This is a genomic window from Pseudoalteromonas sp. OF7H-1 (genome assembly GCF_022347825.1).
Taxonomy (GTDB): domain Bacteria; phylum Pseudomonadota; class Gammaproteobacteria; order Enterobacterales; family Alteromonadaceae; genus Pseudoalteromonas; species Pseudoalteromonas maricaloris.
This window is the reverse complement of sequence record NZ_JAKRFX010000030.1, coordinates 1-23,017: the sequence shown is the minus strand read 5'-3', so window position 1 is coordinate 23,017 and position 23,017 is coordinate 1. Positions and strand designations below refer to the sequence as shown.

Here is a 23,017-nt window from a genome sequence, read left to right as displayed (position 1 = left end):
CTACAGGATGTAGGTACCTTAGCGAGAACAGGACGCGGAAGCGGTGTTATCCCCAAAACTCTCTAGCTAGATAAGGAAATAATTTAATGTAATATTAAAAACAATGAATTAGCTCATTCCTTATCCAAATCTCAGGTTAAATAACCTAAGCTCGGGATAGTTAGTATTAATACAAAGGGGAGTCAACTAGTCCCCCCGAAAATTAACGTTCCCAACACCTATCTATAGCGTCTTGATCCGTTGTCCCAGTAACACCTCGAACCCCAAGTTCATCAATGGTTAAAGCTGGGCACTGTTCATCGCCTTGAACCGGCCCTGCTGCGGCTGTTGCGACGATTCTAAAAGTATCTGCAGTGACGTTTTCAAGTGTTACATTGAAATAACCATTTTCCGTTGCAGTCGCTACACCGATTGCCGCTAGATTATCGCTGTAAGCTCTGTTATCAACAAAGAATTGCTCTTGCTTATTCGCGGCGTCAAGTAACAAAGTCATGGCATCAGCCCTTGCCCCCCTTCTCACATACTCAGTGTAATTAGGGTACGCAATCGCAGAGAGAATACCGATGATCACCACCACTATCATTACTTCTATCAAGGTAAAACCTGATATTGCTTTGTCTAGGGTACTATTTCTTCTCATCGCTATCTTCCCTCTTATAAATGTAAAGTTGTCTTGTTCTGATACCCGAAGTTTTATTTTTAAAGATAATAACCTTGTCGTCATCTCCCACAACTGGCACTGGTTCCCCTGGTATTCCCGGCGGTACAAATGGATTGCTGCCATCAGCTATAATCCCAGGGCCTGCGATATAAGGAACTCTTTTGCCATTTTCATCTTTGCGTACAACTAGAGTCGGCGTATCCGGTAAATCCTGTGAAGTAACATAAGTTTTACCTGTACCATAATGTAAATGGAACATGTAAAGCTGCCCTTTACCACCTGTTAATGTGCATTGTTGGGTTGTCTGATCTGCTGGTGTAAATGAAGTAAAGTATGCGACTCCTCCAATAACAGTAGCTCCAGAGAGCGACTTTTCGCCCCCTGATAACTGATACTTCCAGCCATTAAACTTAGCCAGCTCTACTTCTAGTTCAATAAAGTCGTCAATATTGTCTACAGCATTCCCAAACGGATCGCTCTTCATTTCCATTAAATCAGAAATTAATATAGGGTCTGGAATGTCATTTACAAATGACTGAGTCTTCGTATGTATGTCCCTAATCATGAAAAGGTAGTCAGTCACACTTGAATCTGTCGGCTTAGAGCGATTACCACTACCAATAACAATGGCATCAAACGGCGTATCTCTGCGCTCTTTAATCAAATTCCCGTTATATCTAGTCTCTGTTACCTTACTATAAAAAGTACGAGCAATATTTGGACGATAAAAAAAGCGTCTATCCTCATCAGCAAAGCTACTCCCCAAACGCGCCAACTCAAAATGAGTCCAAGGCTCAGTACTATCAGATGGGTTTGGACCGGGTATATCAATTCTCCAGATACTCCCTGCGGTATCCGCTAAATAAATTCTGTCAATATAGCCATCGTAATCTGAGTCCGTTAACGTTGGCTCCGCAACAATACTGTGCTTACCTTTAAACGCATCTCCAGTGAGCGACCAAACAATATCAGCATTGTTTGACATGATATCAACCATGTAAATCCCTACGCCTTTATCATTATCATCGCTACGTGCAACATTGTCTTTATTGGTATTGTATCCTGCTGCAAAAACCAATACCGGTCTATCCTTTTGCTTTTCAATGAAAGTCACCACGGGCTTGGACCACGTTTGTCCCAAGTTTTTAAACTTGTTTGAATCACCGGAAATAGGCCCACCCCACAATAGTTTGGGTGAATCTGGATTGGTAATATCAAAGCCATAGTATTTATTGCCGCCGCGGCGCATTCCCACAAAGGCCCAAACCTTATCACCCGCTTCCACCTTGCGATTTTTATTCACATCGTGAAAGTACACAGTAATAGGTCCATCTAGGCCATACAATTTCGTTTCTGCTTTACGTGTTTTGACTGGATTCAGGATAGGTAATAAAGAACCTGGAATAAATGCCCAGCTTTCAGTTACGCTATTTCCTTGATCTTTAAACATATGGAGCATGCCGGCGTTGGTGCCAATGAGCACGCGAATATCGCCATTGCCATAGTCGACCGTTGCAGGCTTTGAATGTAAGGGATCGGCGAATATGTCTGGCCTTCTTTCAGATCTCAAACCGTCACCATCATCATCGTCGACGTCTTGACCTATCGCCCAATTAAAAATACTTTGTATCTCACTTTTACTCGCACCGCTTAACTCCATTGCTGTGGCAAGTTTAGTTAAATTACCATAGGCACTTTCGGCGTTATTATAGGTGAAATCAACTAAATCACCGCCACCAAAATCAGACAGTACTTTTCTAGTAACCTGATTTTCAAGCGCATAGTTAACTCCCCCTTTTTCGATATTGTTGCCATCTTTTGATTCCGCTTGCGACCAATATGTTGTGATATTGCTATCAATCGCACCTTTATCATTTATCGCTTTAGTCAGTTCCTGACCTACTATCTCTGTGCCCACAAACTTAAGCTTTTTCAGGTTGCCACGCCAGCGAGTATGTGTCTCTGGTTTAAACTGAGTGTAATAAAGTGCATCACCTGTTTGGGTTTGATCTTCAGCATTGGCGGACACCGTTGGTGAACTAAAACTTGCACTCACATTTCTGATATTGGTAATCGTGGTTTTGAGTACATCCGACAGTTCATTTGCGGTATTAGCGTGCAGGTATTGCCCTCCCCCTTCCTTAGCAGTTTCCGCAAGCAACTCTTTACCTGTATTAGACATACCGTTACCAAAACCGATCGTAAAGACTCGCGCAAAGTCATGTTCATCTGGAGTAGAAGGATATAAGTCAACTTTAACTTGAGACGTACCGCGCATTGTTTTGGCTAAAGCTGGTAAATAGTTTTTGGTAACACCAGAGCCTTCATTAATGTCGAAATAGTTAGGGTAGGCGCCATACACTGAATAATATTCATTAACGATACTTGTGTTAGAGTCAGTATCGCTGGTAGGGTCGCCATCCGTCATTAAAATTAAGTTGATTGACGTATCACACCGCTCTTCTTCGCCACGCACGGGGGTAAACGCAGAAATATAGTCGTTACCACGTTCTATCCCCTTATCCCTGTCGTTTCCGCCATTGGTCCCCCAATATACGTCACCACCTTTAAGGTAGTTATATAACTCCCAAAGCGTTTCTGACAGCGGCGTAGAACCACTTGCTGGTAATGCGTTGATCTTATCAACAATATCGCTGCGGCTACTGCCAATCCCATTAAGAATATAACCCCCACTCGAAGAATAAAGTCGAGACAGGCCAAATCTAATATCATCATTATCACTAACTAAACTGCGCATTGCATTTTGTGCTACTTTTAGACGGCTATCCGCGCAGCCCTGAACGGCTTGATTGTACTGATTTGCTTGATAACAGTTACTACCGTTAAAGCACTCTGTTTCTCGGTAGCCATAACGTGTTTCATAACGCCAGCCAGTCCACACGCGATATGAGTAACGCTCATAACACGCCTTACCATTTTGTGAGTCCCACGCCATGCTGCCTGATGTATCGAACAACATCAGTACCCGAGGTTGTTCGCGAGTAGAAACATTATGTTTAACATAAAGCTCAATGTCTTCCGCTTGAGCGGTTTGTAATAGCGCCATTAATGCAACTATCGTGTATATTAACTTATTCATATCAGTTACTCGAAAAAGGCTGTTAATTTGAAACACTCACAATTTCCTGACCAATTCCCATCACTATGGTGACGTTGTGACGTCCCCTATCACCATATTCCACAGTGGCTTCGACTTCCGTCATGTTGCACACAAACCCCTCTGTATAGTCGTATTGACGTGGACAAAACAGCTCTAGCTCACCATTATTTAGGTTAGTCACAGTGGCTTGTAGGCCATTAGGCGTTTGTACTGTTGTGCCTTCGTCTGCTAACTGCTGCCTTGAACGCAGAAAAATATTGTTAGAACGCGGCTGCTCTTGCTGAATTAATCTTTGCATTTCACCAAAGAGTAAGCTTTCAGCTTCTTCTCGTTCCATGACGGCATGGGTCATTTTTATATCCAACGTACTGGTACTCATTAACGTTACTGCAACCGCCATTATGGCGACTACCATGACCATCGCCATGATCAGTACTACACCCCGTTGCTTTACATTTCCCATGCTGAGCCTCCCATGTTGTACATTGATATTGTGGTTGAAAATACGGTACGTCTAATGGCATCGTTATAAGTCAACGTCCTTTTATCAGGATCATTCCCTAATACGTAAGATCGCGACTGTACCCCAAAGTCAACATCCGGTTCTAGCACCCTTACCAATACAAACAGCTGTAGGGATAAGATGCCTCTTGTAGCGCCCCAGTCAGCATCGGACATATTTGTTGTATTTCTATATCTATCCACTCGACCGTCAAAATTGGTATCTAAACCAAAAACAAAACGAATTTGTTCAACGCCTTCGATCACTAATTCATCCTTCATACCACCGTTTACATGTAGTCTTTGCCTTCTTAGAACGGGGATAGTAATAGTACGATTATTAATTACCTGCTGCTCTTCACTCACATAATATACATGGTGACTATATGGCCAAAGTGTCGCATTCACGCTTGGCATGTTGCCAACATTGCCACCTGCAATAAATTCGGCTTGCTCTTGTTGTGCAATAAAATAATACCTAGTTGATTGGATAGCACCTGCGTCTGGCACAAGACCTGTTACCTCTACAGGACTCCCTTCCAGAAACTTCACCTGTAACACTTCTGATTGTGGTCGAGCTTTGGTTATGCATCCCATTGCCGTTGCATTTGTTGTGAATGTTGCCCAAATAGGCCTGAAATTAGCAGGCTCATTGTTCGGAAAACTACCATTGTTTATCCCACCAGAGCAGTCACTTCCTGGGTTAGCTGGAGCGGCTTGATTATCATCCGTGAAACCTTGATCGTAAAAAGTCCCCCAAAAGCCAACTTGCTCGATATCCCGCCGCATAATGGAAAGCGCTAAACGTCCTTTTTCTTGTAGCTCTCCAATACTCATGGTGTCGTTGGTCGTCGCTTTCATACCGACATAAGTAGCAATGACGCCGCCTAACAACAATACGCCGATAAACATGGCGATCATGAGTTCTAACAATGTAAAACCTCGGATTTTGTTCACGGCTGACTCCTTAACAAGACAAAAGTTTCCATTACGACTGCACGCCGTCTATCGTCTTCAACACCACACCCGGCTGCTGGATTATTTTCCAATGCGGTCATTGCCTGACGCCCTCGCCAAGTGACAATAACCTGCACATTTACCCCAGATGGAGTGGCACCTGCGGTTGGATTAATACACACAATCGCGTTATCCAACGAACCTGTATTTTCCCTTGCTCTTATCGCTTGACGCCAATTAGCAATATCTGTTTTCGCAAGCGTTTCTGCATTACAGCGCTGTGTATAACACGTGGTGTTTGCCTGTACGTCTTCGGTGCTATTAAAGTCAACATCGTAAAGTGTGGTTATATTTGCCGCATCATTTGTTCTTATTCTGTGCATGATGTCACTGGCAAGCTCTACCGCAGCGGCTCGCTGCATAGAATCAAAACTTGCTTGTTTAGCTTTTGCTTGTAATGCCACAGCGCCAAGCAGTCCAAAGCTTAAAATCATAAACGCAATAAGCACTTCTAACAGTGTGAAGCCATGTTGCTTTAGCGAAATATGCATATCTCAACCAGAATTCAATTGTCCTAGCTTCAGTGTAATTAGTCGTCTTTGAAACTCAATACGGGATAGTATGAAAGGTCTATTGAGGCGATAAACGGTTTATTCACCGCTTAACACTTAAAATAATGTTTTTAGTTGGGTGTAAGCTCTACGGCTAACTTCATAGCGATTGGGCAGCGACTTGAGACAAACATAGTGCTTTTGTTCATGTAGTTCTAAAGCAGAAATTTCTGTTCGCTTAACTAATGTACTGCGGTGGATTTGAATAAAATGTGTTGGAAACTTATCTAACAGTGACTTGAGTGACATGTCAATTAATGCTTGTAGGCCGGAATTCAAGGTTACTCGCGTATATTTTTCATCCGCCTCGGCAACCATAACATCCGAAACCTGAACGTAACGCAACTCACTGCCAACGTAATAGCTTAGCGTCTCCATACTCGGAAAGATAGTAGTCAATAAAGCATCTAGCTTATCACTATCTAGTGGCTTCACTAGATAGCCATTGGCGTGCAGCTCAAATGCTTCTAACGCATATTCCGGATGCGCCGTTAGAAACACGATTTTCATCCTCGGAAATTGCAGGCGTAGTTGGCTTGCAAGCTCAATACCTGACTGACCCGGCATCGAAATATCAAGAAAAATTAGCTGCACAGGCTCCTGCTTTAGTAACGCTTCCACACTGTCAGCGCAATCAACTTCACCGATACAACGAAAGCCTACGTGCTTTTGCATTAATCGTTTAACGCGAGCTCTTGCCAACGGCTCATCATCCACAATAAGGTAAGATATTACTGTTTTCATAGCGGTAGCGAAAAACTGACGGTATAGCTATATTGACGGGCTTCGGTTTTAAAATCAATGGGCTGCTTATAGTGTAAAGCCAAGCGGCGTCTGATGTTACTTATCCCAATGCCATGCCCTTGGTGCGTCGGCTTTAATTTTGCATCATAGCTGTTAAAAATTACCACCGATAAGGTGCGTTTACTACAGTGAATATGAATACGAATATCCGCTCCATTTGGGTTTGGCTCTACCCCATGGCTAACCGCGTTCTCCACCAATGGCTGCAATATCAACGCAGGGATCAAAACATCTCCCAAGACATTGTCTAACTCCCACTCTACCCTCAAACGCTCTGCAAAGCGCCACTGCTCAAGTTCTAAATACGCTTTGCATAAAGATATTTCACTTTCCAGCGGAACAATATTTTGTGTGGACATCGCAGCGCGAGATAAATCGGCAAGGGCTAATGCTGACTTTTCTGCTGCAGTTGGATCGATATGAGTCAATTCGGCCACGGTATTGAGTGAGTTATATAAAAAGTGCGGCCGAATTCTCGCATGTAACGCTGCAAGTTCCGCTTGAGATAGCGCTTTCACCTTACGAATATTATCGGTAAAGATAGCTAAGAAATGCGCGAAAAGCGTGATAATGCAAAGACATATTGCGATGTTACGCCATAAGCTCAATTCAATTTTTGCCTCATCAATCCAACCGAGCAGTGTAAAACCATAGGGAAAAACCGTACTGGTGACAACAGTACAAAGCACGAAGACAGAAATGAGAATTCCAGCTTCAACTAAATCTGAGCGCTTCTCAACAGCATGGCACACAATCGCTATCACGGCAAGTGATAAAAAGGCAGTGAAATGAATAAATAAGCTAGTTAACCCAAGGGATTGCCAAAACGCAGTCGCGGAAATCAGCGTATATAAAAAGGCTAGGATTTGCGAGGCAACTAGCAATGCTAGCACACCTCGCTCACTCAATAGTGCAGACAACAACCTGATACGCGGTGTCATCGTGCTAACTCTCTTATCTGAGTTCTACAGGTACGGCAAACACGACATTTTCTTCTTGCCCAGGGTTCTCAACTACCGTTTCCCCACCAAGTTCTTTAAGTCGAGAGATAACCTGTTGAACCAGCACTTCAGGTGCAGATGCGCCGGCAGTTACACCTACTTTTGCAACCCCATCGAACCAAGTTTCTTCGATGGAAGAGGCATCATCGATGAGAAATGCCTTAGTTCCCATTTTATCCGCAAGTTCTCTTAAGCGGTTAGAGTTAGAACTATTTTTCGCACCCACCACAAGCAATAACTCAACTTTGTCCGCTAAGTCGCGAACCGCATCTTGGCGGTTTTGCGTGGCATAACAGATATCATCTTTTCGAGGACCACTGATGTTCGGAAACTTGCTACGCAGTGCGTCAATTACATCCGCAGTGTCATCTACCGATAACGTCGTTTGACTGCAATAGAACACATTGTCAGCATCTTTCACTTTGAGTGCTGCTACATCCTCTGGTTTTTCAACAAGATAAATACCACCATTCGGATTGTCATACTGACCCATAGTACCCTCAACTTCAGGGTGGCCGTGATGCCCAATCAAAATACACTCAGTACCTCTGCGGCTAGCACGCGTCACTTCCATATGCACCTTTGTCACTAACGGACAAGTCGCATCAAAGACTTTTAACTCTCGGCGCTTCGCTTCATTACGTACTTGCTGAGAAACACCATGCGCGCTGAAAATAACAATACTGTCGTCTGGCACTTCATTTAGCTCTTCAACGAATACCGCACCACGAGACTTCAGACCATCAACAACATATTTGTTATGAACAACTTCATGGCGAACGTAAATAGGCGCTTCGAAAATATCGAGTGCACGCTCAACAATGCTGATCGCTCTATCTACACCTGCACAGAATCCTCTCGGGTTTGCCAGCAAGATATCCATTAGTTATTTACCTCAAGAATTTCAACTTCAAACGTTACTTTTTGGCCTGCAAGCGGGTGATTGAAATCGACAGTTACCGAGTCGCCGGCTACTTCTCGGATCAATCCAGGTAAGTCAGTACCATCAGGTTGCGTAAATGCAATGATGCTACCTACTTGAGCGGGGGTTTCTGCGCCAAATTTGCTTCTATCAACATAATAGATGTTATCAGGATTTGGTTGTCCAAACGCGTCTTCTGGCTCTAGCTCAAAAGATTTCTCATCGCCCGCTTTTAATCCAAGCAAACACTTTTCAAAATTTTCCGTCAGGCTGCCATCACCCATAAACAACTTAGCGGGTTTATTATGAACTTTGGTAGAATCTGCTGCTGAACCGTCTGATAACTTGATTGAAAAATGGAACAAGACTTCAGACTTTGCTCCAATTAGTTGCTCACTCACGCATTTTTCTCCTGTGGTTTATCTCCACTGGTAAAGGCATCGAAAATTAATAGTGCAGCACCGCCGACAATCGCCATATCTGCCACATTAAACGCTGGATAATGCCAGTCTTGATAATAGAAATGAAGGAAGTCAATCACATAACCATGAATAATGCGGTCGTATAAATTTCCTACAGCACCACCTAATACCAGCGCGTAGGCCAATCCCAACTTCCAATTTGATGCGGGCAATTTACGTAGCCAAAAAATCAGTAAAGTGCTAATCGCCACGGCAATGCCACTTAAAAAGTAACGCTGCCAGCCACCAGCTTCACTTAGGAAGCTAAAAGCCGCACCATAGTTATGCATATAGGTGAGATTGAAAATAGGCAAAATATCAATGGACTCATAGAGTTCCATTTTAGCCATAACCAGTGCTTTAGTGAAATAGTCTACTGCAAAAAGCAGTAGACTAAGCCACAACCACACCAGACCACTTTTCTGTGTAGTTTGTGTCACGTTTTACTCCTAGGCGAATTGACGTTGCTCGCCGTCACCTTCAACGTTACTAATACAACGGCCACAGATGTCTGCATGTTGCTCATCCGTACCTACGTCGTCGGTATAGTGCCAACAACGATCACACTTTTTAGCCGATGTTGCCGCAACACTAATGTATAAACCATCAATTTCTGATGAAATTGCATTTTCTGGTTTGCTGTTAACTACTTCTACCGTTGCTTTTGAAGTCAGTAATACGAAGCGTAATTCGTCACCAATGGCATTGAGCTGCTCAGCTAAGTCACCGCCTGTATATAGCGTTACTTCAGCCTGTAGCGTTGCACCGATCACTTCTTCTTTACGTGCATTCTCAAGCACACGGTTTACTTCATCACGTACCGCGAGTAAGTTCTGCCAGTACTCGTTATTCAACGAGCCTTCTGTCGCCCCTTCAATTGCATCATACCAAGTATCCGTGAATACAAACTGGCCACGCTCACCTGGTAATACTTCCCAGATTTCTTGTGCGGTAAAGCTCATGATAGGTGCCATCCAACGTGTCATCGCTTCCGCGATATGATAAAGCGCTGATTGACAAGAACGACGGGCATGGCTATCACTTTTCGCGGTGTACTGACGGTCTTTGATCACGTCTAAATAGAACGAGCCCAATTCACCAGTACAGAAATTCATAAGCTTTTGTGTTACTTGAAGCATTTGGTACTTGTCGTACGCTGTTTTGATCTCAGTTTGTAGCTGCGCAGCACGCGCAACAATCCAGCGATCTAGCTCAACCATATCTTCAATTGCTACTAAATCCGTTTTTGGATCAAAGCCGCTTAGGTTCGCAAGTAGGTAACGACTTGTGTTACGAATACGACGATAACGGTCAGCTGAGCGCTTAAAGATTTCATCAGACACGGTCATTTCAGCCGTATAATCAGTAGAAGCTACCCATAGGCGTAAAATGTCTGCACCTAGCTTGTTCATGATGTCTTGCGGCGAGATCACGTTGCCTAATGACTTAGACATCTTATGGCCTTTTTCATCGACCGTGAAGCCGTGCGTTAACACTTGCTTATATGGTGCATGGCCGTTGATAGCAACTGAAGTCATCATTGATGACATAAACCAACCACGGTGCTGATCTGAGCCTTCAAGGTAAAGATCTGCAGGACCTGTTAAATCTTCGCGTGCATCAACAACACACGCATGTGTTACACCTGAGTCAAACCATACGTCTAGTGTATCTTGTACTTTTACGTACTGTTGAGCATCTGCTTCACTTAACAGCACGCTAGGCTCTAAGTCGTACCACGCCTGAATACCCTTTTCTTCCACTAATTTAGCAACGGCTTCAATAAGGGCTTCCGTTTCAGGATGTAGGCTGCCAGTGTCTTTATCGACAAATAACGCGATTGGTACACCCCAAGTACGCTGACGTGAAATACACCAATCAGGGCGACCTTCAACCATGTTTGCGATGCGGCTTTCACCCCACTCTGGTAACCATTCTGTCTTTTTGATTTCATTCAGTGAATCAGCACGTAGGTTAGCCTGATCCATGCTGACGAACCATTGTGGCGTCGCACGGAAAATAATAGGAGTTTTGTGACGCCAGCAATGCGGATAACTATGCGTTAATGCCTTATGGCGGAACAACACACCTTTCTCAGTTAATAACTCAATGATGCTGTCATTTGCTTTAAATACGTGCTGACCTGCAAAAATCGGCGTATCTGGTAGATAAACACCATTTGCACCAACCGGGTTTGCAACTTCTAGACCGTAAGCCTGACCCGCTGCAAAGTCTTCTTGACCGTGACCAGGTGCTGTGTGAACGATACCAGTACCTGAGTCTGTTGTTACGTGCTCACCTAAAATAACAGGCACATCGAAATCTAAGAATGGGTGTGCAACGCGCAGATTCTCAAGCGCAGCGCCTTTCGCGTAACCTAGTACGTGGAAGTGCTTGAATCCAAAACGATCAACAGCGTCTTTGACTAATTCAGAACCAAGCACAATACGCTGCTCTTGACCTTCATCTTCAATTTGTACCAGTGCATACTCTAGCGCACCGTGTACTGCCACGGCTCGGTTTGCAGGCAATGTCCAAGGCGTTGTAGTCCAAATTGCGGTACTTACTTCGCCTTTGCCTTCATGGCCTTCGGCCAAGCCAAACGCATCAATGATTGCCGCTTGATCAGCAAACACAAACTTTACGTCGATTGCTGGCGATTGTTTGTCTTGGTATTCAACTTCTGCTTCTGCAAGTGCTGAACCACAATCCGTACACCAGTGAACTGGCTTTGCACCTTTGTGCAGGTGACCATTTTTGATAATACGACCAAGCACACGAATAGCATTGGCTTCAAAATCAAAGTTCATGGTTAAGTATGGCTTATCCCAGTCACCTAACACACCAAGGCGTTTGAAATCTGTTTTTTGACCATCAACTTGCTTTTTAGCATAGTCGCGGCACTTTTCACGGAATTCAGCAGCCGATACTTTCTTACCTGGTTTGCCTACTTTCTTTTCCACTTGTAGCTCAATTGGAAGACCATGACAGTCCCAACCAGGTACATAAGGCGCATCAAAATCAGAAAGCGTTTTTGACTTAATAATAATATCTTTTAGGATTTTGTTTACTGAGTGACCTAGGTGAATATCACCATTTGCATACGGAGGACCGTCATGCAAAATAAATGGCTTTTTACCTTTTTTCGCAATGCGAATTTGACCGTATAGGTCTTCTTCATACCATTTTTTCAGCATCTTTGGTTCGCGTTGCGCCAAATTACCACGCATCGGAAACTCAGTTTCCGGTAGATTTAAAGTATGTTTGTAGTCGCTCATTTATCCTACTTTCCGTATCGGCTACGTTAAAGAAAAACACTGTTTTGCATTGCTAACATCACGACTGATTTGTTCTGTTAACTGCGACAATGTTTCGAATTTTTGCTCATCGCGAAGCTTTTCAATTAGCTCCACTTTCATAAACTGACCGTAGATGGTCTCATTAAAATTAAACAGATGCACCTCTAAAAGGGCTTTCGTTCCGTTTAGGGTTGGCTTAGTGCCAACATTTGCTACACCATAATGTGTTTTGTGATTCACAGTCGCTTTGACCGCATACACACCGCGCACAGGGCTCACTTGGCGTTTTAAGGCAATATTTGCAGTATGGAAACCAAGCTCTCTGCCTTTCTTCCAACCGTGAATAACACGGCCTGAAATGGCATAGGTATGGCCCAACATATCATGTGCTTGACGCAAATCACCAGCCGCAAGTGCCGTGCGGATCAACGTGCTACTTACACGACAATCTTGCTTGCGAAAACTTGCCGTGTCTTTTACTTGCATACCTAGCGGTTCGCCCACTCGTTTTAGCATTGCAAAATCACCAGCACGTTCACGGCCAAAACGAAAGTCATCGCCGACCGTGAGCGCCTTGGTTCCAAGCTTTGTCACTAGGACTTCTTTGATAAATTGCTCTGCATCTTGCGAGGCAAATTTGCGATTAAAGTTGACGCAAATGACTCGCTCTATACCAAGCTCTTGCAACAGGACTAGTTTATCACGTAATCGCGTCAGCCTAGCCGGTGCTTTATCTTTGGCAAAAAACTCCAAGGGCTGCGGCTCAAATAACATCACTGTGCTTGGAAGTTGATAGTGTTTTGCGTCGCTAATCAGCCCCTTCAAAACCTCTACATGTCCAAGATGAACCCCGTCAAAGTTTCCAATCGTCAACACACAACCAAAATGATGTGGTCGAATATTATGGATCCCTCGGATTAGTTGCATAGTGCCGTGCCTTTGTGCAGCAAATATCAAAGAGCCCGATTATACCCAAGTTGCTTAAAAATGCGAATCAAGCATCTCGGATTGTGCTCAATCTTACCCCTAGTATAAATAGTAAACTAAAATAGCTCACCATCGCAGTTACTAATAATCCGCAAAGTAATAGCACCTGCTCCATCAGTCCCCACTCTAGCCATTCAAAACGTGCGCCGAGAAAGTATACACATACAGCCATCACGACCGCTGCAACAAAGCATTTGGCAGTAAAACCAAGAGAAAATGCGCTTAGCTGATACACACCTTGATGTGACAGCTGACGATAAAGTAAAAACGCATTACAAGACGCTGATAATGAAGTTGCCAATGCAAGGCCTAGATAACCAATAAAAGGCGCTAAGATGAGATTGAAAACCATATTGAGTGCCATAGTAATAATACCAATTCGAACAGGCGTTTTGGTATCTTGTCTGGCGTAAAAGCCCGGCGCCAGTACTTTAATCAACATAAAGCTTAACAAGCCAACGGAATATGCGGCTACCCCTAAGCTTACCTTATTTATATTGTCTGCATTTTGAGAAACAAACTCACCATGGCCAAACAATACTGAAATAATAAGTGGGCTTATCACCATCAGCCCTAGCATCGCTGGTAATCCCAAGAAGATGACAAAACGTACACCCCAATCTAGTGTTTTCTGAAAGTCTTCACTTTTTTCTCCTGCGTGTAATTTAGAAAGTGCAGGCAGTATCACGGTCGCAATACCGATACCAAATAGGCCGAGTGGAAATTCAATTAATCTGTCTGAATAATAAAGCCAAGCAATCGATCCCGTCACGAGAAAAGAGGCAATGACGGTATCCAGTAGTAAGTTAATTTGGCTAACAGAAACACCAAATAATGCAGGGATCATCAGAGTTCTTACTTTGGTTATTTCAGGACTTCGCCATGCAAATTGAGGGCGACTCAAGACTTTTAAGCGCAACAAGAATGGGATCTGGAATAATAGTTGAACAATACCACCAATAAATACACCGAGTGCTAGAGCGTACGCACCTTGTGCAAATTTATCATGGAGAAAAATAGCGCAGCCAATAATCGACACGTTGAGTAAAACTGGCGTAAAGGCCGCTGCGGCAAAGCGATTATAAACATTCAGTACCGCACCGCTAAGTGCAACTAATGAAACAAAAAATAAGTAAGGAAAGGTGAGCTTTAATAGTGCGCTTGCAAGCACAAATTTTTCGGCATCTGCACCACCTTGCCACCAGTCGAGAAACCAGCTTGTGCCAAATAATGCGGCGATCACAGGCGAGCCTATCACCCCTAAAATAGTAACAATAAGCAATACGGTCCCGAGTGTCCCAGCGGCTTGTGCAACGAATAACCTTACTCTATCGTCTCCATGCTTTTCTTTAATTTCTGAAAGTACAGGAACAAACGCCTGAGCAAACGCGCCTTCTGCAAATAACCTACGTAAAAAATTAGGGATCCGGTTGGCGAATAAAAAGACATCGGCGGCCAATCCTGCGCCCAATAGGTTTGCCACGACGGCATCTCGAACTAGCCCCAGAACCCGCGAAATCATAGTCATGGCACTGACAATCATACCCGATTTAAATAACCCTTTTGCCACCTTAACTCCTAAATTCAGTGAATCGCGGCAGATTATGCCACAGTCGTTGTGCATTTAGCACTAGGCGTGCCCTGTCAGCTTTGATACAATACGCGCCATTAACCTTGGTAGGCCTGTTTCACCTTGTGAAATTTGACTGTTTACTTTGGTTCAGACCTGAGATTTTCAAGGCACTTTGTGAAGCTACGCTTTGCAAATTATTAGTGCAACTTGGGATATTACGGGTTTACTTGCCTGCTATAGAAGTAAAAATGTCGCATAGCAACGTTTTGATTTGTACAGGTTAAGAATTGAGAATAGCCCAAGTCGAGTCTTGGGTGTTGAACATTAGGCCGCGCTTGTTAATTTATATTGACTTTTGCGATTAAAACAGGCATATTCCTCGGCCTTTAAATTAAGCTTATTTTAAGATTGTTAGGAGCAAACCTTGGCTAACATCAAGTCTGCAAAAAAACGCGCTATCACTAGCGAAAAGCGTCGTAAGCACAACGCAAGCCGTCGTTCAATGATGCGTACATACTTCAAAAAAGTAATCGCTGCAATTGAAGCTGGTGATAAAGAAGCTGCAACTCAAGCATTCGCTGTTGCTGCACCTATCCTAGACCGTTACGCAACTAAAGGTCTAATCCACAAAAACAAAGCTGCTCGTCATAAGAGCCGTTTAGTTGCTAAGATCAAAGCACTTTAATTTGTTGCTGGATTGAAAAAACCGACATTATGTCGGTTTTTTTATGCCTGTAATTTATATACTTTGGTATCAAAAGATAAAATCAGTGCAGTTTTAAACCAATTCTAAATCTGGGTAAAACTTCTTCAGCATAGCCGCGATTTTCTTTGGCGAAAATGGCTTAACAACAAAACCTTTAGCACCGCGCTCAATAGCATCTTTAACATTGTCTACCGTTGAGTGTGCCGACACCATAACGACATTAATATTTGGGTTTATTTCATTTAGGGTTGCAATTAACTCTTTACCATCACCATCGGGCAGCTCAATATCTAAAAAGACAATATCAAAATGTTGCTCTTCACATGACTTTACACACTGCGTTGCAGTGGAGGCTTCTCTTACATGATCAATGCCTAAGTGCATTAAGGTTTGATGTAAAAAGCTGCGAACTGTCCCTACATCATCGACGATTAAAATAGAGATATTTTGATCCATAGTCCTTTCCCGTAGGCTGTAGTGTAAAAATAAGCTATTATACTTAGCATAGAAGCATTATAGAGACCTGCAACTAAAAGGCTACTTAAAGCATGGCAAAACCATCAAAAAAACAATCGCTTTTAGGTCAAGTACAGTCCAACCAAAAGAAACGCACTAGTACAACAAAAAACCGTCGACCATCGCCACAACAAATTGCAGCGATGAAGGCTCAGCAAACCGCACAAGCACAGCAAGCACAAACTGCTACAGATAATGATGGACCTAAGGGAAAAGGTAAGTGGATAGCACTTGCAGTCATTGGAATACTATTTGTTGTCTTGCCAAAACCACAACTGATTACTTATGAGAAATTAGGACTTGTGGCTAGTAGTATATATTGGCCGGGTCTTCCTGGTATTGATCCTGTGCTATTTGACTCAAATTTACATCCAAAGCCAGCGCTTGAGCGCAATACACTATACCTATGCCACGATTTGAAAAACCCAGACACCTGCCAAAAATATCAAATAATCAAGCAAGAAGGCTTTATAGCAGCCATGATGAAACTGCTCCAAGGCTAAAGTGGAGACATGACAAAAATGCCTCTTTATTGGGGCTTTAACTTTATAAAAATATAGAGCGCATTTACGAAGACAACATTCCTCAGCTTTAAGCCACAAAAAATCACTAAAAAGCAACTAATGAAAAGCGCGAGCCTTAATTGTCATCGCTGCTAGTAACTCACTTCTATCGATTAACCTACCAGCAATAACATGTACCACTTCCCCTTCCTTCTCTACTATGCCTTTTATTTCTAATAGCTGAGCACCCATATAGGCTTGCTTTTGTGCTCGAGCAGTACCAGACCACACAATTACATTGATGTTGCCTGTTTCGTCTTCCAAAGTAAAAAAGGTCACGCCTTTTGCGGTACCTGGGGCTTGCTTTCCTGTTACCAGCCCTATCACTGTTACTAACGATTTATGCGGTCGATAAAGCAGTTCATTAGCCTTAACCGTTCGGTCTATAAGCTTTGCTTGCTCAAGTTGCTTGATTGGGTGAGTGCGTAAAGAGACCTTAGTGCTATTATAATCTTCCTGTAAGTTTTCGAACTCTGTGGCGCTAAAGTGACTATATTGCGACTCTTTCTCTTCAATATCACTGAATAGTGGCAAGGTTTTACTGTGATCTGCAAGCGACCACCTAGCAGCATAACGGCTATCCACAAAGTGATGTAAAGCATCTGCGGAAATCAACTTTTCAATAGTACTGTTGGTAATACCAGCTTGTTGTAACTGCACGATTTTACCAAACCCCTCTTGAGGTCTGCATTGTAATAATTGCAGTGCTTCTTCTTCACTTAACCCTTTTATAAGCCGAAGTCCTAAACGGATCGCAAACGTTGCTTGTCTTGGCTCTTGTACGACTTGATGTTCGTAATCGGACTGGTTAACACAGATAGGTAAAATGCTAACCTTATGCCTTGATGCATCTTGCAACAGCTGTGAAGCCGAATAAAATCCCATTGGTAAACTATTAAGTAGAGCGGTATAAAACATTGCGGGGTAGTAGTATTTCAACCACGCAGAGGCGTAAGCCAGCACAGCAAAAGAAGCTGAGTGGCTTTCAGGAAAGCCATATTCACCAAAACCGCAGATCTGCTCAAAAATCCGCTCAGCAAACTGTGCTTCATAGCCCCGCTCTAGCATGCCTCGAATGAGCTTTTCTTTAAACTGCATCAGCTCTCCGGTTTTCTTCCATGATGCCATGGCTCGGCGTAGGCTATCCGCTTCTCCCCCAGTGAACCCAGCTGCAACCATCGCCAGTTTTATCACTTGTTCTTGGAAAATGGGAACTCCCATGGTCCTCTCTAATACCGATTTAACCGCTTCGGATGGATAAGTCACTTGCTCTTCACCATCCCGTCGCTTTAAAAATGGATGCACCATATCCCCTTGAATAGGGCCGGGACGTACAATTGCTATTTGGATCACTAAGTCGTAGTAACTCGCGGGTTTCAGCCTTGGCAACATGCTCATTTGTGCACGCGATTCTACTTGAAACACGCCAACACTATCCCCTTTTTGCAACATCTTATAGACCAAAGGGTCGTCTTGCATACGAGTCAACTGGGCAAGATCCAGGTTTCGCTTCGTATGCGCTGCAATATAGCCAAAACACTTACGGATAGCGCTTAGCATACCCAAGGCCAAGATATCAACTTTGAGTAACTTAAGGGTTTCAAGGTCATCTTTATCCCATTGAATAATGGTGCGCTCTGGCATAGCTGCATTTTCTACGGGCACTAATTCATGTAATGGACTTTCTGAGATAACAAAACCACCAACATGCTGCGATAAATGCCTTGGAAACCCCATAATGTCATTAACCAACTGAATAAAGTGCTGACCTTTTAATGAGTTTGGCTCTAACCCTAGCTCCACTAATTGGGCCTGCCAGTTAAGTCCTTTATCACGGCGGTTGAGATGCTTAATAAAGTACTCTATTTGTGCCATTTCCATGCCCAAGGCTTTGCCAACATCACGCATGGCACTTTTTAAACGATACGTAATCACCGTTGCTGCTAATGCTGCGCGTTTACGGCCATATTTTTTGTAGATATATTGGATCACCTCTTCACGACGTTGGTGTTCAAAATCTACATCTATATCGGGTGGCTCATTACGCTCTTTACTAATAAAACGCTCGAACAATACGCCCACTTGTCGAGGGTCAACCGCGGTTATCTCTAAGCAGTAGCAGACCACGGAATTAGCGGCTGAGCCTCGCCCTTGGTATAAGATTTGATGCTGTTTTGCATACATCACAATGTCATGAATAGTGATAAAGAAAAACGGATAATCAAGCGCTTCAATAAGCGCTAGCTCTTTATCAATAATGGCTTCTATATCTGGCGGCACGCCATCAGAAAAGCGAACTTGTTTACCCTTTTCGACCAACGCACGTAAATAAGCCATTGGAGTAAAGCCCCTAGGCACTAGCTCCTGAGGATATTGATAATGCAATGAGTCTAAATTAAATACGCACCGCTTCGCGATATTGGTACTTTCTTCAAGAAAGGTAGGTGAAAACAACTTATTAAGCTTAGAGATAGATCTAAGTGCCGACTCGCTATTGCAAATCATTTTCTCAGGGATCTCGCTTATCACATGATTCTGTCGAATGGCGGTCAGTGTGTGCTGTAGCGCAAGTCTAGACGAACAGTGCATAAGCACCCCACCAACAGCGCAAATAGGTATTTGGTACGCTTTTGACAGCTTTACACAATGGGTAAAGTAATGTACATCTTCTGCACTCAAGTTACGTCGGTAGCCAATCCATATTCTATTTTGGTGGTATTTACACAGCCATTGCAATGATTGAACATCTTGACTGTTCCCCTTTGGCAACCACAACAATAAAACATGCTTAAGCGACATAATATCCCACTCACTAAGCTGATATTGTCCCTTCTCCGTTCGCTGGCGAGCATTACTAATCACTCGACATAACTCTGTATAAGCGAGCTGGCAAGGGCAAAGAGCAACCAATTCAATATTGTTGTACTTCAGCAAACTCCCAACTATGAGTTTTATCTTGAGCTTATGATCACGAATATAAGCATGAGCACGGACAATGCCAGCCAAAGAGCATTCGTCAGTAATGGCTATTGCGCTATAACCTAAAAAATCTGCTTGTTTGACCAACTCTTCTGGTCGCGATGCGCCAGTCAAAAATGAAAAATTGCTCTGGCAAAAAAGCTCGGCATAAGACATCAGCTAAATACTCCATGAATATACCAATGGTTATTTTGCTCTCGAAATACCCATAACCGCTGCGCTTGTTCATTTTGTACAATAAAATAGTCTCGCTGGACCGGCTCACCGTCCCACCACCCTGAAGCGATACGCTCTGGACCAGAAATAATATTGACTTTTTCACATAAAGGCTGTGGCTTCGGAAATAGAATGGTAGGTCTTAATTTACTCTTGAGTGTCGTGAAATGTGGCTCGTGGCTATAAGTGCTGGCCTTTTCAGGACGAGGATCGCCTGTAAGTTGTAGATATTGCACAGCCTGCTCACCGAGCTTAGCACATAGAATAGCCCGCAGTCCTTGCGCAGACATCGCACTTTGCTGCGTTGAGAAGAGATCTTTTATTGTGGCATGCTGCGTTTCTAGTGCATCAGCTTTGAGTGAAACACTTTGTACGGGTGCATCTAAGGTTATGGATTCTAGCTTGAGGTTTAACAGGCGCTGCCAATTTTCTACCTTATATTCAGGCTCCGCGCTGTTTAATGTGATCTCTAAAGCCTCTTTATCTCGAAGTGCTAAGGTAAAATAAAGCGTTCGAGTTACTAAGTTACGTTGCTGTAGGAATAATGCTAAACGCGATAGCAAATGCTCAATTGGCTTTTCTAACCAAGCCATCTCTTCGACTTCGTAAAGTAAAGGCGCGTTAAGTTCAAAGGCTTCCGCAGGTTGGAAATAGTTAAGGGTTTCTTTTAGTTTTCCAAACAAGCAGCCTACATAATGTACGAGCGCAGTATCAAAACGTTTAGCCAGCTCACTGAGTGCAAACTGCTCTAACTGCGCCACGTTTTTAACTCCGGTGCGAGCAAGCAGTTCAACCACCCGACTGTCTAGACTTGTACGTGTTAGTCCTATTTTCCCCAAGTAATGACGCTTTTGGCAAGGCGTTAACACAAGCACATTGCAGTGCTCTCGCGCCAAGAGCTTAGCCATTATTGTGGACTCACCCATGCCGTAATAATAACTCTTGCCAAGTTGCGCTAATTGTCCAGATATTACTTGCCAGTAACTTGGCAAATCATGATAGAGCGACAGCATAGAATCGACTTTAAGCACAAGACCATTAGGTTCATCGATTACAATATCTGCACTCACTTGATAAAGCATATTGGCAATGTCTAATAGCTGTTGTCTTTCTAGAAAGTCGTCGTAGGGCAAAACATGAAGCTGTGTACACAATGCACAAGCAGTCCCAAGGCCCATTCCTATTTTTATACCTCGCTGCTGCGCTGCATCATTTAGCTGCACTATCTGGTTTTTGCGGCCATCAATAATAATAACGGGTGTAACAAAATCACCGGAAACCGTTTGCTTTGTCATTCCCTCTAATTGCAGCATAGGAAAATAGAGATATAACCACATAACTAGCTCGTTAAGCGCCGCTCATAGCCTGAAAACGCAACTATATTATCGCTAACATGAGGTAGGTTCGGCTTTTCAAGCTCTGGCCAATAGTGGGGATTCTCTAGTTTAAGACTGCGATGTGCAAAGTGCCCCTTGTGCTTCTTTACTATCACATCCAAGCCGCTGTGCTGTGCTTGTAAAACCACTGAAAGTGTAAATGGTAAAGTCTGGGCGTACTGCGCTTGGTACAAAGCAAATAACCTACAACCTCCCGCCTGTGCACCTAACTGCAAACGCTTTACAGCAGCAATAGAAAGCGCTTCGTGCCAAAGTACAAGCGCACTACACGCACCACTTTTTACACATTGTTCCGCAGCCCACAGTGCTTCTTTTTCACTTGGTGGCTGCAATATCATAAATTCACTCAGGTCTAACGATAAATAATGCAATGCCGCGGCATGTATTTGCCCTGGAGGATTAATTAATACCTTCAAACGGTTATCATCCACAAAATGGGGCAATATCAACCTTAACTCTCCTATTCCCATTGCAGTTTTCACACCAATCACACCTTGTTGCGGCCAACCACCGCACAGCAAATCGTCAAGTGCAGCAAAGCGAGTACTGACGACATCATGCTGCACGGTCTGTCCACGTCCACGCCAAAGCAGGTTTTTACGCTCAAGAAGATCTATATAATTCGCCATACATCACCAAATACTGTTTTTATATACAGTATATTTAAATGAAGGCAGATCGCAAGTAGATCGCTAGAAAAGAGGCGAGTTAAAAATAACCATAGTTTGCGCTTTAAGTTAATCGTGTTTTGCTTAGAAGAAATGAGATCTACAACTAGGGCCTGTTGATCTTTCAAGTTTGTTTTTGCAGCAGTTTGATTGGTATTTATACAAGGCAGAGCCAGCGTAGCATAGTCATTCTATGTAAGTCTGGCGATAAAGACTTTGTGCTCCTGCAAAGTCACCTTACCCCACATCCTTGTGGGGCAACACAGTAGAAATGCTAATCAAGCGCTGCCCTTTGGGTTCATCTGAGTGCGCTTTGTTCATTGTTGCTCAACTTTTGCCTAGATTACTAGGCGGCAAGTCGAGCGTCGCGACCAAAACACACTCAGAAGAACAAAAATCAAACAGCAAAGGTCAACAGGCCCTAGTCTATTTGTATAAAAGGCGACAAGAACTGAGACGTAAAACAATGAGTGTGGCGCGTAGATAATTGCCTTTTGACCTAGCTGAATGCTATCCACTTAAGCAACAGCTAACCAACTGAACTACCACTTTGCCACAACAAGCAAAATTATATCGACATTATTATAAGCTTATGTTGAAAAATAAGTGACTTGATAGTGATGACAAGGGAAGGACTAACGTAAATGAGCTTTTTGATTTGGGTCAAGGAAGCCTGCTTAGAAGAAAAATGCAAACTGGCCCAGTGGACGGGACTCGAATCGAAGCGTCGAACCGCCGCAGCCCCCGGCGTGACATGCCGCTTTCTCTAAGGCAACAGCTAACCAACTGAACTACCACTTCGCTGCAACTGGCAAAGTTATAACGACATTATTATAAGCTTATGTTGAAAAATGAGTTACTTGACAGTGATGACAAGGGAAAGACTAAAGAAAATGAGCTATTTTATTTTTGATTTTTGATTTTGCTCAAGGAAGCTTGCTTAGAAGAAAATGCAAACTGGCCCAGTGGACGGGACTCGAATCGAAGCGTCGAACCGCCGCAGCCCCCGGCGTGACATGCCGCTTTCTCTAAGGCAACAGCTAACCAACTGAACTACCACTTCGCTGCAACTGG

General features: G+C 43.4%; 20 protein-coding genes. 3 read left to right on the top strand and 17 right to left on the bottom strand.

Translation table 11 applies throughout. The annotated features are described in order from the left end of the window. Window positions 1-202 precede the first annotated feature (202 nt). The 13 genes from MHN30_RS23325 to murJ form a co-directional block, all read right to left on the bottom strand. Window positions 203-640 (bottom strand): type IV pilin protein, encoded by a 438-nt coding sequence (locus MHN30_RS23325; RefSeq protein ID WP_130163728.1) that lies wholly within the window; start codon window positions 638-640, stop codon window positions 203-205. Then, the gene (locus tag MHN30_RS23320) at window positions 627-3,761 is read right to left on the bottom strand and encodes a PilC/PilY family type IV pilus protein (RefSeq protein ID WP_239361273.1); all 3,135 of its coding nucleotides are present in this window, start codon (window positions 3,759-3,761) and stop codon (window positions 627-629) included. Before MHN30_RS23320 ends, MHN30_RS23325 begins: the two co-directional genes overlap by 14 nt. 22 nt (window positions 3,762-3,783) lie before the next feature. Continuing rightward, window positions 3,784-4,245, bottom strand: coding sequence for a pilus assembly protein PilX (locus MHN30_RS23315; protein WP_239361272.1), 462 nt, complete (start codon window positions 4,243-4,245; stop codon window positions 3,784-3,786). Next, entirely contained in the window at window positions 4,233-5,240 is a 1,008-nt protein-coding gene (locus MHN30_RS23310; protein WP_099029363.1) for a PilW family protein, read from the bottom strand. Before MHN30_RS23310 ends, MHN30_RS23315 begins: the two co-directional genes overlap by 13 nt. After that, on the bottom strand, window positions 5,237-5,791 hold the full coding sequence (gene pilV, locus MHN30_RS23305; RefSeq protein ID WP_045990204.1) for a type IV pilus modification protein PilV: 555 nt from the start codon (window positions 5,789-5,791) through the stop codon (window positions 5,237-5,239). The genes MHN30_RS23310 and pilV overlap by 4 nt, the downstream gene beginning before the upstream one ends. 117 nt (window positions 5,792-5,908) lie before the next feature. Then, complete coding sequence (locus MHN30_RS23300) at window positions 5,909-6,595, bottom strand: LytTR family DNA-binding domain-containing protein (protein WP_239361271.1); 687 nt, start codon at window positions 6,593-6,595, stop codon at window positions 5,909-5,911. Next, window positions 6,592-7,596: a histidine kinase gene (locus tag MHN30_RS23295; protein ID WP_239361270.1), complete on the bottom strand. Its 1,005-nt coding sequence runs from the start codon at window positions 7,594-7,596 to the stop codon at window positions 6,592-6,594. The genes MHN30_RS23300 and MHN30_RS23295 overlap by 4 nt, the downstream gene beginning before the upstream one ends. Window positions 7,597-7,609: 13 nt before the next feature. Then, window positions 7,610-8,539, bottom strand: coding sequence for a 4-hydroxy-3-methylbut-2-enyl diphosphate reductase (gene ispH / locus MHN30_RS23290; RefSeq protein WP_239361268.1), 930 nt, complete (start codon window positions 8,537-8,539; stop codon window positions 7,610-7,612). After that, on the bottom strand, window positions 8,539-8,979 hold the full coding sequence (gene fkpB / locus MHN30_RS23285; protein ID WP_010370993.1) for an FKBP-type peptidyl-prolyl cis-trans isomerase: 441 nt from the start codon (window positions 8,977-8,979) through the stop codon (window positions 8,539-8,541). Before fkpB ends, ispH begins: the two co-directional genes overlap by 1 nt. After that, window positions 8,976-9,479 carry a signal peptidase II gene (gene lspA / locus MHN30_RS23280; protein WP_130163722.1) on the bottom strand — a complete coding sequence of 168 codons (504 nt, stop codon included), beginning with the start codon at window positions 9,477-9,479 and terminating at the stop codon, window positions 8,976-8,978. Before lspA ends, fkpB begins: the two co-directional genes overlap by 4 nt. 9 nt (window positions 9,480-9,488) lie before the next feature. Next, window positions 9,489-12,317: an isoleucine--tRNA ligase gene (ileS, locus tag MHN30_RS23275; protein ID WP_239361266.1), complete on the bottom strand. Its 2,829-nt coding sequence runs from the start codon at window positions 12,315-12,317 to the stop codon at window positions 9,489-9,491. Window positions 12,318-12,338: 21 nt separating this feature from the next. After that, a complete protein-coding gene (gene ribF, locus MHN30_RS23270; protein WP_010370985.1) occupies window positions 12,339-13,265 on the bottom strand; it encodes a bifunctional riboflavin kinase/FAD synthetase in 927 nt (308 codons plus the stop codon). A gap of 67 nt (window positions 13,266-13,332) precedes the next feature. Next, a complete protein-coding gene (murJ, locus tag MHN30_RS23265; protein ID WP_343224360.1) occupies window positions 13,333-14,895 on the bottom strand; it encodes a murein biosynthesis integral membrane protein MurJ in 1,563 nt (520 codons plus the stop codon). 427 nt (window positions 14,896-15,322) lie between these two features. Here murJ and rpsT point away from each other — a divergent pair, with 427 nt between their 5' ends. Then, window positions 15,323-15,583 (top strand): 30S ribosomal protein S20, encoded by a 261-nt coding sequence (rpsT, locus tag MHN30_RS23260; RefSeq protein WP_010370978.1) that lies wholly within the window; start codon window positions 15,323-15,325, stop codon window positions 15,581-15,583. A gap of 93 nt (window positions 15,584-15,676) precedes the next feature. Here rpsT and MHN30_RS23255 read toward each other — a convergent pair whose 3' ends face one another. Next, window positions 15,677-16,060 carry a response regulator gene (locus MHN30_RS23255; protein WP_010370975.1) on the bottom strand — a complete coding sequence of 128 codons (384 nt, stop codon included), beginning with the start codon at window positions 16,058-16,060 and terminating at the stop codon, window positions 15,677-15,679. A 92-nt stretch (window positions 16,061-16,152) separates the two neighbouring features. On the opposite strand from MHN30_RS23255, the gene MHN30_RS23250 reads away from it, so the two are divergent. Beyond that, window positions 16,153-16,623, top strand: a complete 471-nt coding sequence (locus MHN30_RS23250; protein WP_239361263.1) for a hypothetical protein — start codon at window positions 16,153-16,155, stop codon at window positions 16,621-16,623. A gap of 117 nt (window positions 16,624-16,740) precedes the next feature. Here the strand turns inward: MHN30_RS23250 and MHN30_RS23245 are convergent, their stop codons facing one another. The 3 genes from MHN30_RS23245 to imuA are packed head-to-tail and all read right to left on the bottom strand — an operon-like array spanning window position 16,741 to window position 21,904. Further along, the gene (locus MHN30_RS23245) at window positions 16,741-19,818 is read right to left on the bottom strand and encodes an error-prone DNA polymerase (RefSeq protein WP_239361261.1); all 3,078 of its coding nucleotides are present in this window, start codon (window positions 19,816-19,818) and stop codon (window positions 16,741-16,743) included. Continuing rightward, the gene (locus MHN30_RS23240; protein WP_130163717.1) at window positions 19,818-21,215 is read right to left on the bottom strand and encodes a DNA polymerase Y family protein; all 1,398 of its coding nucleotides are present in this window, start codon (window positions 21,213-21,215) and stop codon (window positions 19,818-19,820) included. Before MHN30_RS23240 ends, MHN30_RS23245 begins: the two co-directional genes overlap by 1 nt. 2 nt (window positions 21,216-21,217) lie before the next feature. Beyond that, window positions 21,218-21,904: a translesion DNA synthesis-associated protein ImuA gene (gene imuA / locus MHN30_RS23235; protein ID WP_239361259.1), complete on the bottom strand. Its 687-nt coding sequence runs from the start codon at window positions 21,902-21,904 to the stop codon at window positions 21,218-21,220. Window positions 21,905-22,214: 310 nt separating this feature from the next. Here imuA and MHN30_RS23955 point away from each other — a divergent pair, with 310 nt between their 5' ends. Beyond that, window positions 22,215-22,430 carry a hypothetical protein gene (locus MHN30_RS23955; protein WP_084204346.1) on the top strand — a complete coding sequence of 72 codons (216 nt, stop codon included), beginning with the start codon at window positions 22,215-22,217 and terminating at the stop codon, window positions 22,428-22,430. Window positions 22,431-23,017 lie beyond the last annotated feature (587 nt).

Excerpts from the sequence above, each read along its gene's own strand:
- MHN30_RS23250 (WP_239361263.1), top strand. The coding sequence starts at position 16,153 with ATGGCAAAACCATCAAAAAAACAATCGCTTTTAGGTCAAGTACAGTCC.
- pilV (WP_045990204.1), bottom strand. The coding sequence starts at position 5,791 with ATGCATATTTCGCTAAAGCAACATGGCTTCACACTGTTAGAAGTGCTT.
- ribF (WP_010370985.1), bottom strand. The coding sequence starts at position 13,265 with ATGCAACTAATCCGAGGGATCCATAATATTCGACCACATCATTTTGGT.
- MHN30_RS23320 (WP_239361273.1), bottom strand. The coding sequence starts at position 3,761 with ATGAATAAGTTAATATACACGATAGTTGCATTAATGGCGCTATTACAA.
- MHN30_RS23955 (WP_084204346.1), top strand. The coding sequence starts at position 22,215 with ATGCTAATCAAGCGCTGCCCTTTGGGTTCATCTGAGTGCGCTTTGTTC.
- MHN30_RS23245 (WP_239361261.1), bottom strand. The coding sequence starts at position 19,818 with ATGTCTTATGCCGAGCTTTTTTGCCAGAGCAATTTTTCATTTTTGACT.
- ispH (WP_239361268.1), bottom strand. The coding sequence starts at position 8,539 with ATGGATATCTTGCTGGCAAACCCGAGAGGATTCTGTGCAGGTGTAGAT.
- MHN30_RS23255 (WP_010370975.1), bottom strand. The coding sequence starts at position 16,060 with ATGGATCAAAATATCTCTATTTTAATCGTCGATGATGTAGGGACAGTT.
- imuA (WP_239361259.1), bottom strand. The coding sequence starts at position 21,904 with ATGGCGAATTATATAGATCTTCTTGAGCGTAAAAACCTGCTTTGGCGT.
- MHN30_RS23240 (WP_130163717.1), bottom strand. The coding sequence starts at position 21,215 with ATGTGGTTATATCTCTATTTTCCTATGCTGCAATTAGAGGGAATGACA.
- MHN30_RS23295 (WP_239361270.1), bottom strand. The coding sequence starts at position 7,596 with ATGACACCGCGTATCAGGTTGTTGTCTGCACTATTGAGTGAGCGAGGT.
- MHN30_RS23315 (WP_239361272.1), bottom strand. The coding sequence starts at position 4,245 with ATGGGAAATGTAAAGCAACGGGGTGTAGTACTGATCATGGCGATGGTC.
- MHN30_RS23300 (WP_239361271.1), bottom strand. The coding sequence starts at position 6,595 with ATGAAAACAGTAATATCTTACCTTATTGTGGATGATGAGCCGTTGGCA.
- MHN30_RS23325 (WP_130163728.1), bottom strand. The coding sequence starts at position 640 with ATGAGAAGAAATAGTACCCTAGACAAAGCAATATCAGGTTTTACCTTG.
- ileS (WP_239361266.1), bottom strand. The coding sequence starts at position 12,317 with ATGAGCGACTACAAACATACTTTAAATCTACCGGAAACTGAGTTTCCG.